Genomic DNA, 15332 nt, shown 5'->3' with positions numbered 1-15332 from the left:
AGGCGCTCGGAACAGGATTTCTTGCTCGTGACGGCCACGGCGCTTGACTGTGGCCGCCACGGACTAGGCATGCAGACAGCGCAGCGCACTACGTGCGCTTGCTGTCCCCCGAGGGGGCGCTTTTCATCTTGAGGCGGCGGCAATGAAAAAAGCCGGCGCGCGGCCCATTCCAGGGCTCGCGGCCGGCTTTGCGGTCGGTGTCGTTCGACGCCGTTCAGCGCCTCGGGCGGCTCAGCAGATCCTTCGGCGAATGGCCGTAGCTGAGCTTGAAGAGCCGGCTGAAGTGCGCGACGTCGTTGAAGCCATTGCGGAACGCCGCTACGGTCACCTGCCGCGCCCGGCCCTCCTTCAACGCGCAATACGCGGCCTCGAGACGCCGTTGCCAGACCCAGCGCATGGGCGTGCTGCCGCTGTGCGCGAACAAGCGGGTCAGCGTGCGCTCGGACATGTTCAGGGCGCTGGCGATGCGGTCCACGGTCAGCAGCGGATCATCCAGCTGCGATTCGATGTACTGCTTGACCCGCTGCAACCGCCGCTCGCGTTCGTCGGCCTCGGGATCGCAGCCGGCCATCTGCACCTGGATGGTCGCGGCCAGCAGATCGAGCAATGACGCGGCAAACTGCTTTTGCACGCCGGCGGGCAGGTCTTCGGTGAAATTTGCGCTGGCGGCTTCGCGCAGCCTGCTGGCCAGCAGGCCGGTGATGGGCTTGTCCGGCGTGAAGCGCACCGCCGTGTAGCGCTCGGCCAGGGGCGCGCGATACAGCAGCTGTTTGCGCGGGATACGTAACAATAGGACAGACTCAGGCGTCACGTCATAGGTGAACCGGCGCTCCGCATCGTACAGCGCGATGTCGCCATTGTTGACCTGCGTGGAACGGCCGGACTGCGACAGATGGCCGATCCCGGATTCCATCAGCGTCAGCAGGAAGGCCTCGTTCGAGTCCTTGCGCATATGGGTGGCCTCGCGCTCCCAGACATGGCGCGGCGAGGACATCCGGGAGATCTCGATGTCGTCGATCGACTTGGCGGCGTACTTGCCGATGAACTTGCGCGGGCTTTCGATGGTGCTGTCTGCCAGGACGCAATGCTTGCAGACAACTTCGTTCCAGTATTCCGGCCGCTGACGCTCGGTCAGCGCCTCGGTTGAATAGTTCAGCTTCAAATTTTCCCCCCGGCAGGGCTGACGCCGGCGAGCGGCGCTATCTTTACGGGACTGCGGCTGGCCCCGCCCGCTGCCGCGGCCCGACGCCAGTTGCTGCCTGATGCTTGATGCTGCTGCCTGCGTGCTGCCGCAAGGGGCTTTCCGCCCTCGCTGTTTTCGGGGGATTCTGCCAAAAGGCATATGCCTTTGAATTGGTGTTTACCCGTTCCCTGTCAGATCTGACAGCGCCGGCCATGCCAGGGCCGCCTGGCTCGACGCCACGCGCAAGCGCCTGATCCCGGGCGCCCAAAAAAACAAACCCGCCACAGCGGGCGGGTTTGTCTGCGCAAGCGCGGAAGGATCAGCGCTTGTCCATCGGGGGCACGTCGCGCGTGACCGAGCCGGTGAACAGCTGGCGGGGACGGCCGATCTTGTAGTCGGGGTCCGACAGCATTTCGTTCCACTGGGCGATCCAGCCCACCGTGCGGGCCAGCGCGAAGATGGCCGTGAACAGCGAGGTCGGGATGCCGATGGCGCGCTGCACGATGCCCGAGTAGAAGTCCACGTTCGGGTACAGCTTGCGCTGCACGAAGTACGGATCCGACAGGGCGATGCGTTCCAGTTCCATGGCCAGCTTGAACAGCGGGTCGTTTTCCAGGCCCAGGGCCGAGAGCACTTCCTTGCAGGTTTCCTGCATCAGCTTGGCGCGCGGGTCGTAGTTCTTGTAGACGCGGTGGCCAAAGCCCATCAGGCGCACGCCCGAGTTCTTGTCCTTGACCTTCTCCATGAACTCGCCGACCTTGGCGATGCCGCCGTTGGCTTGCAGTTCTTCGAGCATCTGCAGGCAGGCTTCGTTGGCGCCGCCGTGAGCCGGGCCCCACAGGCAAGCCACGCCGGCCGAGATGGCGGCGAAGGGGTTGGTGCCCGACGAGCCGCACAGGCGCACGGTCGAGGTCGAGGCGTTCTGCTCGTGGTCGGCGTGCAGGATGAAGATGCGGTCGAGCGCGCGCTCGACGACTTCGTTGACCTTGTACTCTTCGCACGGCGTGGCGAACATCATGCGCAGGAAGTTGCCCGTGTAGGACAGGTCGTTCTGCGGATAGATGAAGGGCTGGCCTTGCGAGTACTTGTACGCCATCGCGACCAGCGTCGGCATCTTGGCGATCAGGCGGATGGCCGAGATGTGGCGGTGCTGGGGATTGGTGATGTCGGTGGAGTCGTGGTAGAACGCCGACAGCGCGCCGACCAGGCCGGTCAGCACGGCCATCGGGTGCGCGTCGCGGCGGAAGCCGCGCAGGAAGAAGTGCAGCTGCTCGTTCACCATCGTGTGATGGGTCACTTGCGAGTCGAAATCGGCCTTCTGAGTCGCGTTCGGCAGTTCGCCGTTCAGGATCAGGTAGCAGATGTCCATGAAGTCGCAGTTCACGGCCAGCTGTTCGATGGGGAAGCCGCGGTACAGCAGCTCGCCCTTGTCGCCGTCGATGTACGTAATGCCCGATTCGCAGGCGGCGGTGGACATGAAGCCGGGGTCGAACGTGAACATGCCCGTCTGGCCGTACAGCTTGCGGATGTCGATCACATCCGGACCGACCGTGCCCTTGTAGACGGGAAACTCGATGGGGGCGCTGCCGTCCGAGAAGGATAGCGTGGCTTTTTTGTCAGACAGGTTCATGTTTTTTCCTCTCAATTAATCAGAGCGACCGCATCTGGCCGATGATGTTGCGGAGCCGGGGCGTGTCCAGCGCGCCCTCGAGTTCCTTGCGGGCCAGCAGCAGGTCGAGAAGATCGTTGTCTCCCAACTCGAAGAGCTGCGTCAATGCGGCTACGTCATCGTCGGTGAGCTCGGCCTCATGGGCGTCGAGGTACCGGGTGATGATCAAGTCGTTTTCGAGCAAGCCGCGGCGCGCCCGCCAACGCAGTCGCGCCCGCTCCAGTTCAGTAAGCCTGCTCATCGTTACACCTAAATGAAGGCCCTACGCGCGCCGCGCCCGCGGGGGCGTTGCCGCCTGGGAGCGGCCCGGCGGCACAATGCCTGCAACCCGCGCCGCCCTTCGGCGTGCCGCGCTCCGGGAGGACCCGATCCCGGAGCGCGCGGCGATAAAAAAGCTGCTTGAAACTAGACCGTCCGGCGGACCATCAGTTCCTTGATCTTGCCGATCGCCTTGGTCGGATTCAGGCCCTTCGGACAGACGTCGACGCAGTTCATGATGGTGTGGCAACGGAACAGGCGGTACGGGTCTTCCAGGTTGTCCAGGCGGCTGCCGGTGGCTTCGTCGCGGCTGTCCGCGATGAAGCGGTAGGCCTGCAGCAGGCCGGCCGGGCCGACGAACTTGTCCGGATTCCACCAGAACGACGGGCAGGAAGTGGAACAGCACGCGCACAGGATGCACTCGTACAGACCGTCCAGCTCTTCGCGGGCCTCGGGCGACTGCAGGCGTTCCTTTTCGGGCGGCGGCGTGTCGTTGATGAGGTACGGGCGGATCGAGTGGTACTGGTTGAAGAAGTGCGTCATGTCCACGATCAGGTCGCGGATCACCGGCAGGCCGGGCAGCGGACGCAGCACGATCGGTTCCTTCAGCTCGCGCAGGTTCGTCGTGCAGGCCAGGCCGTTCTTGCCGTTGATGTTCATGGCGTCCGAACCGCACACGCCTTCACGGCACGAGCGGCGCAGCGCCAGGCTGTCGTCGACGTCGTTCTTGATGCGCACCAGCGCATCGAGCAGCATCTTGTCGGTCGGCTGAAGCTCGACTTCCAGCTTCTGCATGTAGGGACGCTCGTCCTTGTCCGGATCGTAGCGGTAGATTTCGAACTTGACGATTCTCTTGGTGCTCATAGTAGGCTCTATCCGGACTTAGAAGGTACGCGCCTTGGGCGGGAAGGACTCGACCGTCAGCGGCTTCATCTGCACGGGCTTGTAGTCCAGGCGGCTGCCTTCGGAGTACCACAGCGTGTGCTTCAGCCAGTTCTCGTCGTCGCGGGTCGGGTGGTCGTCCAGCGCATGCGCGCCGCGGCTTTCGGTGCGGTTGGCGGCCGACTTGATCGTGGCGCGGGCCACTTCGGTCATGTTGGCCAGTTCCAGCGCCTCGACGCGCGCGGTGTTGAACACCTTGGACTTGTCCTTGAAGTAGATGTTGTCGGCTTGCTTGGCCAGGTCTTCGATCTGGGTCACGCCTTCGTTCAGCAGCTCCAGCGTGCGGAACACGCCGCAGTGACGCTGCATCGAGAAGCGGATGGCGTTGCCGATGTCCTGGGTCTTTTCGCCCGAGGTGCGCGATTCCAGCTTGTTGACGCGGTCCAGCGAGAATTCCACGGCCTGCTGCGGCACGGGCTGGTGCGAGTGCTGGTGTTCCGGGTGCGAATTGACGATGTGGTTGCCGGTGGCGCGACCGAAGACGATCAGGTCCAGCAGCGAGTTCGTGCCCAGGCGGTTGGCGCCGTGCACCGACACCGCGGCGCATTCGCCGATGGCGTACAGGCCGTTGACGATCTTGTTCTCGCCGTTTTCGCGCGTCAGCACCTGGCCGTGATAGTTGGCCGGGATGCCGCCCATCTGGTAGTGGATGGTCGGGACGACGGGGATCGGTTCCTTGATCGGGTCGACGTTGCCGAACTTGATGGCGATTTCGCGGATCGAGGGCAGGCGCTTGTTGATCACGTCGGCGCCCAGGTGGTCGAGCTTGAGCACCACGTAGCTGCCGTCAGGACCGCAGCCGCGGCCTTCCTTGATTTCCTGGTCCATCGAGCGGGACACGAAGTCGCGCGGGGCCAGGTCCTTCAGCGTGGGCGCATAGCGCTCCATGAAGCGTTCGCCATCCTTGTTCAGCAGGATGCCGCCTTCGCCGCGCACGCCTTCCGTGATCAGCACGCCGGCGCCGGCCACGCCGGTCGGGTGGAACTGCCAGAATTCCATGTCCTGCAGCGGGATGCCCGCGCGGGCGGCCATGCCCAGACCGTCACCGGTGTTGATGAAGGCGTTGGTGGAAGCGGCCCAGATGCGGCCGGCGCCGCCGGTGGCCAGCACCGTGGTCTTGGCTTCCAGGATGTAGATCTCGCCCGTTTCCATTTCCAGGGCGGTCACGCCCACGACGTCGCCCGCTTCGTTGCGCAGCAGGTCCAGCGCCATCCATTCGACGAAGAACTGGGTGCGCGCGGCGACGTTGCGCTGGTAGAGGGTGTGCAGCAGCGCGTGGCCGGTGCGGTCGGCGGCGGCACAGGCGCGCTGGACCGGCTTCTCGCCGAAGTTGGCGGTGTGGCCGCCGAACGGGCGCTGGTAGATGGTGCCGTCGGGGTTGCGGTCGAACGGCATGCCGAAGTGCTCGAGCTCGTACACGGCGTTCGGCGCTTCGCGGCACATGAATTCGATGGCGTCCTGGTCGCCCAGCCAGTCCGAGCCCTTGACGGTGTCGTACATGTGCCAGTACCAGTTGTCCTCGCTCATGTTGCCCAGCGAGGCGCTCACGCCGCCCTGCGCCGCCACGGTGTGCGAACGGGTCGGGAACACCTTGGACAGCACGGCGACCGACAGGCCGGCCTGGGACAGTTGCAGGGAACAACGCATGCCGGCTCCACCGGCGCCGACGACCACCACATCAAACTGGCGGCGCGGCAAGGATTTCATGACAGAGACCACGGCTTAGATGCTCCAGAGGATTTGCGCGAAATAAACGACCGAACCGACCAGCCAGAGGATCGTCAGCACTTGCAGCAGCAGGCGCAAGCCCACCGACTTGACGTAGTCCATCCAGAGGTCGCGCACGCCAATCCAGGCATGCCAGGCCAGCGCAATGAATGCGAGGGTGGCCAGGAGCTGGCCGACCGGAAGTACGCCCACGTAGAACGTGAACAGCGCGGTCCAGTTCTCGTACGTGAAGGCGGGCATCACCAGGATGCCGATGAGCAGCACCAGCGTGTAGACGGCCATGATGACCGCGGTGACGCGCTGAATGATGAAATCGATGGTGCCGTAGTGCGCGCCTACGACCAGGCGCTTGGCGCCGTAGTTCTTTGCTTCGGCCATTACAGCACTCCGAACAGTTTGAGGGCGAACACGACGGTCAGCGCCAGGCTGATGCCGAAGACCACGCCGGCGCTCTTCTTGGCCGACTGCTTGTCCAGGCCGATGTGCAGGTCCAGCAGCAGGTAGCGGATGCCGGCGCAGAAGTGGTGCAGATAGCCCCAAATCAGGACCAGCAGGACGAGCTTGACGATCGGATTACCCGCGTAGGCAGCCACGGCCGCGAACGTCTGTGGGGCGGCCACGCTGGCCGCGAACAGCGGCAGGATGACCAAGGGCAGACAGAGGAACAGCAACACACCGCTCACGCGGTGAAGGATGGACAGCTTGCCGGCCAGGGGCAGGCGATAGGAGAACGCAACTTGGGCTAGACCAATATTGCGAAACTGCGGGCGTGGCTTGGCAGCGGTGTCGGACATGACGGCCTCGGTGTTTCTGAACTAGGGAATCGTTACGGCGTAAAAAACTGGCGGAACTCTGCGTGGCCCTCGCGGGCAAACACAGTATTTTCGCCCAGAGAACGGGTTGGTATCAAATCGTAGGGAAAAAGCTCATCAATTCAAACTATTGCGGTAGTGGTAGCGATCGGTCAAGTACAAACCCCGCCGGATTTCCATGGGGCGGTCACCATAGGTATAGGACACTCGGTCCACCTGCAGCAACGGCGCGCCGGGGGAAACATTAAGCAAGGGGGCGATTTCGGCCGGCGCCGCCACGGCGCGCAGCTTCTCGTCGGCGCGCACCATGCTGACGCCGAACTCGGATTCGAACAGGCCGTACATCGGGGCCTTGTTGGCGGTGAGCAGCTCCAGCGTCAGGCCGCGGAAACTCGCGCCGGGCAGCCAGATGTCGTCCACCACGGTGGGGGTCGTGTCCATACAGAGCAGGCGGCGGATCATGATGACCGCCTCGCCGGCGCGCAGCTCCAGGCCGCGCGCGATCTCGGCCGGCGCGCGCAGGCGCCGGCATTCCAGGATGCGGCTTTCGGCGCGGCCGGACCCGGCCTGGGCCTCGTCGTCGGCGGCCAGGCGCAGGAAGCGGTAGCGCACGCGCGCTTCGTGGTGGGTGGCGACGAAGGTGCCCTTGCCCTGGCGGCGCAGCAGCAGGTGCTCGGCGGCGAGTTCATCGACCGCCTTGCGCACCGTGCCCTGGCTCACCTGGAAACGGGCGGCGAGGTCGATTTCGCTGGGGATCAGTTCGCCGGGCTTCCATTCGCCGCGGTCCAGGCTCTGCACCAGCAGTTCCTTGATCTGGCGGTACAGCGGACTGAAAGCGGCCCCCTCGCCCGCCGGACGGGCGGCGCGTGTGCGTAGGGCGGTTTCGGGCCGTGGGTCTGCCATGGATCGTCTTGAAAGTGTCATGTCCATCCGGATGAATGAGTATGCGGCGCACGGGATCCATGCTCATCCACGATGCGCCGCCGCCGGTGATCTGGCCTAGGAACAGGCGCGCAGCCGGCTGTGCCGCGACGCATTCGAACAAACGCTCCATTGTGGCACATCGCCGGCGGCGTTGTCCAACGTCTTATGTCTTATATAAGATATAAGAGAAATTGACGCTCACGTAAATTCGATCTAGGATTTCGGGCTGTCAGAGGCTCATGCCCGCGCTGAGTTTCCGCGCCCAACGATTACACTGATTGTCGAGATTTCTTCTCGCCAAACACTTACGGAGAACGTCCATGTCCAAGCCCGCCTTGCGTGTCGCCGTCACCGGCGCCGCCGGCCAAATCGGCTACGCCCTGCTGTTCCGCATCGCCTCCGGCGAAATGCTCGGCAAAGACCAGCCTGTCATCCTGCAACTGCTGGAAATCCCCGACGAGAAAGCGCAAAAGGCCCTGAAGGGCGTCATCATGGAACTGGATGACTGCGCCTTCCCGCTGCTGCAGGAAGTCACCGCCCACAGCGACCCGCGCACCGCCTTCAAGGACGCCGACGTGGCCCTGCTGGTTGGCGCCCGTCCGCGCGGCCCCGGCATGGAACGCAAGGACCTGCTGTCCGTCAACGCCCAGATCTTCACGGCCCAGGGCAAGGCCCTGAACGACGTCGCCAGCCGCAACGTCAAGGTGCTGGTGGTCGGCAACCCGGCCAACACCAACGCCTACATCGCCATGAAGTCGGCGCCGGACCTGCCCGCCAAGAACTTCACCGCCATGCTGCGCCTGGACCACAACCGCGCCCTGTCGCAACTGGCCGCCAAGTCCGGCAAGGCCGTGGCCGACATCGAAAAGCTGGTCGTGTGGGGCAACCACTCGCCCACGATGTACCCCGACTTCCGCTTCGCCACGGTCGGCGGCCAGAGCCTGGCCAAGCTGATCAACGACGACGCCTGGAACCGCGACACCTTCATCCCCACCGTGGGCAAGCGCGGCGCCGCCATCATCGAGGCGCGCGGCCTGTCCTCGGCCGCCTCGGCCGCCAACGCCGCCATCGACCACGTGCGTGACTGGGTCCTGGGCAGCAACGGCAAGTGGGTGACGATGGGCGTGCCGTCCGACGGTTCCTACGGCATCCCCGAAGGCATCATCTACGGCGTGCCGGTCATCACCGAAAACGGCGAATACAAGCGCGTCGAAGGCCTGGAAATCGACGCCTTCTCGCGCGAGCGCCTGGACTTCACGCTGAAAGAGCTGCTCGAAGAGCGCGACGGCGTGAAGGACCTGCTGAAGTAATCAGGTCGAGCATGAAAATTGGGCCCGTTCGCGGGCCCAATTCACAGGCCGGCGATGCGCGGGCGCCATCCGCGCCATGCGATCGCAGGCCGCCCGCCAGGCGTCTTCGGACGCCTGCGCCCCGGCAAATACACCTGTCCGCTTGCGCCGCCGCCAATGCGTCGCAAACGATTGTCGCGCAGGGGACAGATTTATTTTCCGGACCCGAGGTAAGGTCGGACGCCAGCCACGAGCCGGCGCCGGGCCCGCCTCGGACCGGCACACCCACTGCCCGGGGACGTCCAGAACACCCGGTCCACATACACGGAGACCACCCATGTCCAGACCCGAATCGCCCGGCGCCCTGTTCCGTCGCGCGCTGGCCGAAGAAAGCCCGCTGCAGATCATCGGCGCCATCAACGCCAACCATGCGCTGCTGGCCAAGCGCGCCGGCTACCGCGCCATCTACCTGTCGGGCGGCGGCGTCGCCGCCGGCTCGCTGGGCCTGCCGGACCTGGGCATCAACACCATGGACGACGTGCTGACCGACGTGCGCCGCATCACCGACGTGTGCGACGTGCCGCTGCTGGTCGACATCGACACCGGCTTCGGTCCGTCGGCCTTCAACATCGCCCGCACGGTCAAGAGCCTGATCAAGTTCGGCGCGGCCGCCTGCCACATCGAGGACCAGGTCGGCGCCAAGCGCTGCGGCCACCGTCCCGGCAAGGAAATCGTCAGCACCGAGGAAATGGCCGACCGCGTGAAGGCCGCCGCCGATGCCCGCACCGACAGCGACTTCTACCTGATCGCCCGCACCGACGCCATCGCCTCGCACGGCGTGGACGCCGCCATCGAGCGCGCGCTGGCCTGCGTCGAAGCCGGCGCCGACGCCATCTTCGCCGAAGCCGCCTACGATTTGCCCACCTACGACCGCTTCGTCAAGGCGGTGAAAGTGCCGGTGCTGGCCAACATCACCGAATTCGGCAAGACCCCGCTGTTCTCGGTCGAGGAACTCAAGAGCGTGGGCGTGGGCATGGTGCTCTACCCGCTGTCGGCGTTCCGCGCCATGAACAAGGCCGCCGAGGCCGTCTACACCGCCATCCGCCGCGATGGCCACCAGAAGAACGTGGTCGACCTGATGCAGACGCGCGAAGAGCTGTACGACCGCATCGGCTATCACGAATTCGAATCGAAGCTGGACGCCCTGTTCCAGAAGAACAAGGGCTAGTCCCGCACCGTCTACGGCGGCCGGCGCGGCGGCGATCCGCCTCGCCCGCCCGTCCCACTGCATTGACCATCCCGCAAGGCAAGGAGAGTAGAGACATGAGCACGGCCCCCAAGAAGCAAGCCCCCAAGGCGGACGCGAAGACGCAGGCCCAGCCCGAGGAAAAGGCGGCATTCAAGCCCAAGAAATCCGTGGCGCTGTCCGGCGTCGTCGCCGGCAATACCGCGCTGTGCACCGTCGGCCGCAGCGGCAACGACCTGCACTACCGCGGCTACGACATCCTGGACGTCGCCGACACCTGCGAGTTCGAGGAAATCGCCCACCTGCTGGTCCACGGCAAGCTGCCGACCAAGGCCGAACTGAAGGCCTACAAGGAAAAGCTGCGCAGCCTGCGCGGCCTGCCGGTGCAGCTGCAACTGGCGCTGGAAGCGCTGCCCGCCGCCAGCCACCCGATGGACGTGATGCGCACGGCCGTGTCGGTGCTGGGCTGCGTGCTGCCCGAGAAGGACGACCACAACCTGCCCGGCGCGCGCGACATCGCCGACCGCCTGATGGCCAACCTGGGCTCGGCCCTGCTGTACTGGTACCACTACAGCCACAACGGCCGCACCATCGACGTGCAGACCGACGACGACAGCATCGGCGGCCACTTCCTGCACCTGCTGCACGGCGAGAAGCCCAGCGAAGAGTGGGTGCGCGCCATGCACATCTCGCTGAACCTGTACGCCGAGCATGAATTCAACGCCTCGACCTTCACCGGCCGCGTGATCGCCGGCACGGGCTCGGACATGTATTCGGCCATCACCGGCGCCATCGGCGCGCTGCGCGGCCCCAAGCACGGCGGCGCCAACGAAGTCGCGTTCGAAGTGCAGAAGCGCTACGAGACCCCCGACGAGGCCGAGGCCGACATCCGCCGCCGCGTCGAGGCCAAGGAAGTCGTGATCGGCTTCGGCCACCCGGTCTACACCGTGTCCGACCCGCGCAACAAGGTCATCAAGGAAGTCGCCCGCAAGCTCTCGAAGAAGGCCGGCAGCACCAAGATGTTCGACATCGCCGAACGCCTGGAAACCGTCATGTGGGACATCAAGAAGATGTTCCCCAACCTGGACTGGTTCTCGGCCGTCAGCTACCACATGATGGGCGTGCCCACCGCCATGTTCACCCCGCTGTTCGTCATCGCGCGCACGGCGGGCTGGTCGGCCCACATCATCGAGCAGCGCGTCGACAACAAGATCATCCGTCCCACCGCCAACTACGTGGGCCCGGAAGACCAGAAGTTCGTGCCGATCGAGAAGCGGAAGTAACGTGACCGCCCCGGGCCCGTCGTCGTCCCATCCGGCGCCGCGCGGGCCCGCCGCGGCCTCCTGTATCCATTTCCAGGAGAGGTATCCGCATGTCCGCCCCCATCTCCAACGTGCGTCCCGATCCCGACCAGGTGCTGGCCGATATCGCGGACTACGTCCTCAACCATGACATCCAGAGCGATCTCGCCTACGAGACCGCGCGCAACTGCCTGATCGACACGCTGGGCTGCGGCCTGGAAGCGCTGGAGTACCCGGCGTGCCGCAAGCTGCTGGGCCCGATCGTGCCCGGCACGGTGGTGCCGCAGGGCGCCAAGGTCCCCGGCACCCAGTTCCAGCTGGATCCGGTGCAGGCCGCCTTCAGCATCGGCGCGATGATCCGCTGGCTGGATTTCAACGACACCTGGCTGGCCGCCGAATGGGGCCATCCGTCCGACAACCTGGGCGGCATCCTGGCCGTCGCCGACTGGCTGTCGCGCACCGCCGTGGCCGCCGGCAAGCCGCCCCTGAGCATGCGCGCCGTGCTCACCGGCATGATCAAGGCGCACGAGATCCAGGGCTGCATCGCGCTGGAGAACTCCTTCAACAAGGTCGGCCTGGATCACGTGGTGCTGGTCAAGGTGGCGTCCACCGCCGTGGTGGCGCAGATGCTGGGCCTGGACCGCGATGAAGTCATCAACGCCGTGTCGCTGGCCTGGGTCGACGGCCAGAGCCTGCGCACCTATCGTCACGCGCCCAACACCGGCAGCCGCAAGAGCTGGGCCGCCGGCGACGCCACCAGCCGCGCCGTGCGCCTGGCGCTGATCGCCCGCAGCGGCGAGATGGGCTATCCGTCGGTGCTCAGCGCCAAGACCTGGGGCTTCTACGACGTGCTGTTCAAGGGCCAGCCGTTCAAGTTCCAGCGGCCCTACGGCAGCTACGTGATGGAGAACGTGCTGTTCAAGATCTCGTATCCGGCCGAGTTCCACGCCCAGACCGCCGTGGAATGCGCGATGCAGCTGCACGAACGGCTGCGCCTGCTGGGCCGCAAGGCCGAGGACATCAGCCGCATCGTCATCCGCACGCACGAGGCCTGCATCCGCATCATCGACAAGCAGGGTCCGCTGAACAACCCGGCCGACCGCGACCACTGCATCCAGTACATGGTGGCCGTGCCGCTGCTGTACGGCCGCCTGACCGCCGCCGACTACGAGGACGGCGTGGCGCGCGATCCGCGCATCGACGCCCTGCGCGCCAAGATCGTTTGCGTCGAGGATCCCGCCTATACCCGCGACTATCACGATCCGGCCAAGCGCTCCATCGCCAATGCGCTGACCGTGGAGTTCGAGGACGGCGACAGGCTGGACGAGGTGGTCTGCGAATACCCGATCGGCCACCTGCGCCGCCGCGCCGAGGGCATCCCGCTGCTGGAAGCCAAGTTCCGCACCAACCTCGCCCGCGTGTTCCCGGACCGGCAGCAGCGCCGCATCCTCGATGCCTCGCTGGACCAGGCGCGGCTGGAGGCGATGCCGGTGAACGAATACGTCGACCTCTATGTGATCTAGGCGGCATGGGCATCCCGGAAGCGCCCGTGGCGCTTCCCTCCCATGCGCCTGACCTGGCGCGGCGTCCACGCCCGCCAGACCGCCCAGGCGCGCGAAAGCCGCGGCTTACAATGCGGCTTTCCACGCAAACGGAACCGCGCCATGGCCATGCTCTGGGTCAAGACCTTCCATATCGTCTTCATCGCCTCCTGGTTCGCCGGGCTGTTCTACCTGCCGCGCATCTTCGTCAACCTGGCCCAGCAATCCGACGCCTCGGTCCAGGCCACCCTGCTGGGCATGGCGCGCCGGCTGTACCGCTTCACCACCCTGCTGGCCGTGGTCGCCGTGGCCTTCGGCATGTGGCTGTATCTGGGCTACCGCATCGGCGTGGGTCCGGGCAACGGCTGGATGCACGCCAAGCTCTTTTTCGTGCTGCTCGTGATCGGCTACCATCACGCCTGTGGCGTCATGCTGCGCAAATTCGAACAGGGCAAGAACACCCGTTCGCACAAGTTCTATCGCTGGTTCAACGAAGTTCCCGTCTTGCTGCTTTTGGCGGTGGTGGCGCTGGTCGTCGTCAAACCCTTCTGATTTCCCCTCTGCCTTTGCCCATAAGCCAGGATCCGCATGTCCTCTGATGAACAGGACCGTCCGCGCAAGACGCTGACAATCAAGAAAACCGCGCGCGACGCCCGCGCCGAAAGCGAGGCCGCGCCGGCCAAGCGCAGCCGCAGCGGCGCCCGCGCCCGCCTGGTCGCCCAGATCGAGCGCGACAAGGAAAAAATCGAACGCCTGAAGACGCCGGACGCACCCGCGCGCGACGCCGGTGACGGCGAACGCGCCCCGCGCAAGCCCGTGGCGGCCCGAGGCGCCGCCAGCCGGACCGATGCCGGCCGTGGCCGGCGCGATGACGGCGGCGCGCCGCGCCGCGCCGCTGGCGCCAGGCCCGCTCGCGCCCCGCGCGACCGCGACAACCAGTACGTCGCGCCCGCCACGCCCGCGGGCCGCTTCTACGATCCGTTCGAGGACGACGGCCCGGCGCCGGAATTCGCCCCCGAGCCGGACCGCGACGACGAGATCGAATACGCCACCGAAGCCCGCGACGAGCCCGACTTTCACGCCCGTGGCCGCCGTCCGCGCGAGCCCCGCCAGGCCGAGGTGTTCCAGGTCTTCGCGCCCTGCCCCCAGGGTCTGGAAGAAGCGCTGACCGCGGAAATGCAGGCGCTGGGCTATGAAGACGCCCGCGCCGGCCGCGCCGGCTGTTCCTTCAGCGCCGACTGGGCCGGCGTGCAGCGCGCCAACCTCTATTCGCGGCTGGCAACGCGCATCCTGGTCCAGGTCGCGCACGCCGAGATCTCCCACGAGGACGACATTCTCGATCTGGCCCGCGCCACGCCCTGGGAGCGCTGGTTCGGCGCCGAGCAAACGCTGCGCGTGGACACCTCGGCGATCAAGAGCCCGGTGCAGAGCCTGCAATACTGCAACCTGCGCGCCAAGGACGGCATCTGCGACCGCCTGCGCGAGCGTGAAGGCGAGCGTCCCGACATCGACACCGTGCGCCCCGATGCGCGCGTGCACCTGTTCCTGACCGGCCATACCGCCACGCTGTACCTGGACACCTCCGGGGAGTCGCTGTTCAAGCGCGGCTGGCGCCTGGACAAGGGCGAGGCCCCGCTGCGCGAGAACCTGGCGGCCGGCATGCTGGCCCTGGCCGGCTGGGATCCGGCGGCTCCGCTGCTGGATCCGTTCTGCGGCTCGGGCACCATCCTGATCGAAGCCGCCTGGATCGCGCTGGGCGTGCCTCCCGGCATCTCCCGTCCCTTCGGCTTCGAGCGGCTGCGCGGCCATGACCCGCGCCGCTGGCGCGACCTCAAGGAAGACGCCCGCGCCCGCATCCTGCCCCAGCTGGACGCGCCGCTGGTCGGCTATGACCTGGATCCGCAGGCAATCGAGTTCGCCCGCAACAACGCCGAGCGCGCCTGGCTGACCTCGGACTCGATCCGTTTCGAAGTGGGTGATGCCCGCCAGGTCCAGGCGCCGGCCGACCATGGCTGGATCGTCACCAACCCGCCTTACGGCGAACGGATGCCGACCGAGCAGGACGCGCAGCTCTGGTCCGAATGGGCGACCTGCCTGAAGCGCAACTTCGCCGGCTGGCAGTTGCACATCATCACCAGCGACCTGGAGCTGCCCCAGCGCATGCGCCTGAAACCCAAGCGCCGCGTCCCGCTGCACAACGGCGCGCTGGACTGCCGCCTGTTCGGCTTCGAGCTGGTGGCGGCGGGCTACCGGGACGCCTGATCCCCGGCGCCCCGCAACGGGGCGCCGGCGTCCGCCACAGCGGATGCCTCGTTGTAAAAGCGCCGCAACATGGTGCGGCTATCTTTGCTTATGGTGCCCCGCCGCAACGTTTTGGGGCATCATCAGCTACACGGTGTTGCCGATTCGCACCAGCCTCTTGCACACGACCAGGGTAAA

The 15332-nt window shown here is 66.0% G+C and carries 14 protein-coding genes; 6 read left to right on the top strand and 8 right to left on the bottom strand.

Going from position 1 to position 15332, the window contains the following annotated elements; all coding sequences use genetic code 11:
- Window positions 1-214: 214 nt before the first annotated feature.
- The 8 genes from C2U31_RS13445 to C2U31_RS13410 form a co-directional block, all read right to left on the bottom strand.
- The gene (locus C2U31_RS13445; RefSeq protein WP_158658363.1) at window positions 215-1162 is read right to left on the bottom strand and encodes a helix-turn-helix domain-containing protein; all 948 of its coding nucleotides are present in this window, start codon (window positions 1160-1162) and stop codon (window positions 215-217) included.
- A 340-nt stretch (window positions 1163-1502) separates the two neighbouring features.
- A complete protein-coding gene (locus C2U31_RS13440) occupies window positions 1503-2813 on the bottom strand; it encodes a citrate synthase (RefSeq protein WP_103273211.1) in 1311 nt (436 codons plus the stop codon).
- A 19-nt stretch (window positions 2814-2832) separates the two neighbouring features.
- Window positions 2833-3093 carry a succinate dehydrogenase assembly factor 2 gene (locus tag C2U31_RS13435; RefSeq protein WP_103273210.1) on the bottom strand — a complete coding sequence of 87 codons (261 nt, stop codon included), beginning with the start codon at window positions 3091-3093 and terminating at the stop codon, window positions 2833-2835.
- Between the two features lie 164 nt (window positions 3094-3257).
- Window positions 3258-3974: a succinate dehydrogenase iron-sulfur subunit gene (locus C2U31_RS13430; RefSeq protein ID WP_024068140.1), complete on the bottom strand. Its 717-nt coding sequence runs from the start codon at window positions 3972-3974 to the stop codon at window positions 3258-3260.
- Between the two features lie 18 nt (window positions 3975-3992).
- Window positions 3993-5771, bottom strand: coding sequence for a succinate dehydrogenase flavoprotein subunit (gene sdhA / locus C2U31_RS13425; protein WP_103273209.1), 1779 nt, complete (start codon window positions 5769-5771; stop codon window positions 3993-3995).
- A 3-nt stretch (window positions 5772-5774) separates the two neighbouring features.
- A complete protein-coding gene (gene sdhD, locus C2U31_RS13420) occupies window positions 5775-6158 on the bottom strand; it encodes a succinate dehydrogenase, hydrophobic membrane anchor protein (protein ID WP_103273208.1) in 384 nt (127 codons plus the stop codon).
- On the bottom strand, window positions 6158-6574 hold the full coding sequence (gene sdhC, locus C2U31_RS13415; RefSeq protein WP_103273207.1) for a succinate dehydrogenase, cytochrome b556 subunit: 417 nt from the start codon (window positions 6572-6574) through the stop codon (window positions 6158-6160). The genes sdhD and sdhC overlap by 1 nt, the downstream gene beginning before the upstream one ends.
- A gap of 135 nt (window positions 6575-6709) precedes the next feature.
- Complete coding sequence (locus C2U31_RS13410) at window positions 6710-7495, bottom strand: GntR family transcriptional regulator (protein ID WP_103273206.1); 786 nt, start codon at window positions 7493-7495, stop codon at window positions 6710-6712.
- A 341-nt stretch (window positions 7496-7836) separates the two neighbouring features.
- Between C2U31_RS13410 and C2U31_RS13405 the strand changes: the two genes are divergently transcribed.
- The 6 genes from C2U31_RS13405 to C2U31_RS13380 all read left to right on the top strand — a co-directional run bounded on the left by C2U31_RS13405 (window position 7837) and on the right by C2U31_RS13380 (window position 15155).
- Complete coding sequence (locus C2U31_RS13405) at window positions 7837-8826, top strand: malate dehydrogenase (RefSeq protein WP_103273205.1); 990 nt, start codon at window positions 7837-7839, stop codon at window positions 8824-8826.
- A gap of 316 nt (window positions 8827-9142) precedes the next feature.
- Window positions 9143-10033 (top strand): methylisocitrate lyase, encoded by an 891-nt coding sequence (gene prpB / locus C2U31_RS13400; protein ID WP_103273204.1) that lies wholly within the window; start codon window positions 9143-9145, stop codon window positions 10031-10033.
- Window positions 10034-10128: 95 nt separating this feature from the next.
- Window positions 10129-11334, top strand: coding sequence for a 2-methylcitrate synthase (prpC, locus tag C2U31_RS13395; protein WP_103273203.1), 1206 nt, complete (start codon window positions 10129-10131; stop codon window positions 11332-11334).
- 89 nt (window positions 11335-11423) lie between these two features.
- Window positions 11424-12875: a bifunctional 2-methylcitrate dehydratase/aconitate hydratase gene (locus tag C2U31_RS13390; RefSeq protein WP_103273202.1), complete on the top strand. Its 1452-nt coding sequence runs from the start codon at window positions 11424-11426 to the stop codon at window positions 12873-12875.
- Window positions 12876-13016: 141 nt separating this feature from the next.
- Window positions 13017-13445, top strand: coding sequence for a CopD family protein (locus tag C2U31_RS13385; protein ID WP_199770996.1), 429 nt, complete (start codon window positions 13017-13019; stop codon window positions 13443-13445).
- A gap of 36 nt (window positions 13446-13481) precedes the next feature.
- A complete protein-coding gene (locus C2U31_RS13380; protein WP_103273201.1) occupies window positions 13482-15155 on the top strand; it encodes a THUMP domain-containing protein in 1674 nt (557 codons plus the stop codon).
- Window positions 15156-15332 lie beyond the last annotated feature (177 nt).

Origin of the sequence: Achromobacter sp. AONIH1 (assembly GCF_002902905.1) — a bacterium.
Lineage (GTDB): Bacteria > Pseudomonadota > Gammaproteobacteria > Burkholderiales > Burkholderiaceae_B > Achromobacter.
This window is presented reverse-complemented; position numbering and strand designations above follow the sequence as displayed.

Coding starts and splice junctions, on each gene's coding strand:
- C2U31_RS13440 (WP_103273211.1), bottom strand. CDS start 2,813: ATGAACCTGTCTGACAAAAAAGCCACGCTATCCTTCTCGGACGGCAGC.
- C2U31_RS13435 (WP_103273210.1), bottom strand. CDS start 3,093: ATGAGCAGGCTTACTGAACTGGAGCGGGCGCGACTGCGTTGGCGGGCG.
- C2U31_RS13430 (WP_024068140.1), bottom strand. CDS start 3,974: ATGAGCACCAAGAGAATCGTCAAGTTCGAAATCTACCGCTACGATCCG.
- sdhD (WP_103273208.1), bottom strand. CDS start 6,158: ATGGCCGAAGCAAAGAACTACGGCGCCAAGCGCCTGGTCGTAGGCGCG.
- sdhC (WP_103273207.1), bottom strand. CDS start 6,574: ATGTCCGACACCGCTGCCAAGCCACGCCCGCAGTTTCGCAATATTGGT.
- C2U31_RS13410 (WP_103273206.1), bottom strand. CDS start 7,495: ATGGCAGACCCACGGCCCGAAACCGCCCTACGCACACGCGCCGCCCGT.
- C2U31_RS13405 (WP_103273205.1), top strand. CDS start 7,837: ATGTCCAAGCCCGCCTTGCGTGTCGCCGTCACCGGCGCCGCCGGCCAA.
- prpB (WP_103273204.1), top strand. CDS start 9,143: ATGTCCAGACCCGAATCGCCCGGCGCCCTGTTCCGTCGCGCGCTGGCC.
- prpC (WP_103273203.1), top strand. CDS start 10,129: ATGAGCACGGCCCCCAAGAAGCAAGCCCCCAAGGCGGACGCGAAGACG.
- C2U31_RS13390 (WP_103273202.1), top strand. CDS start 11,424: ATGTCCGCCCCCATCTCCAACGTGCGTCCCGATCCCGACCAGGTGCTG.
- C2U31_RS13385 (WP_199770996.1), top strand. CDS start 13,017: ATGGCCATGCTCTGGGTCAAGACCTTCCATATCGTCTTCATCGCCTCC.
- C2U31_RS13380 (WP_103273201.1), top strand. CDS start 13,482: ATGTCCTCTGATGAACAGGACCGTCCGCGCAAGACGCTGACAATCAAG.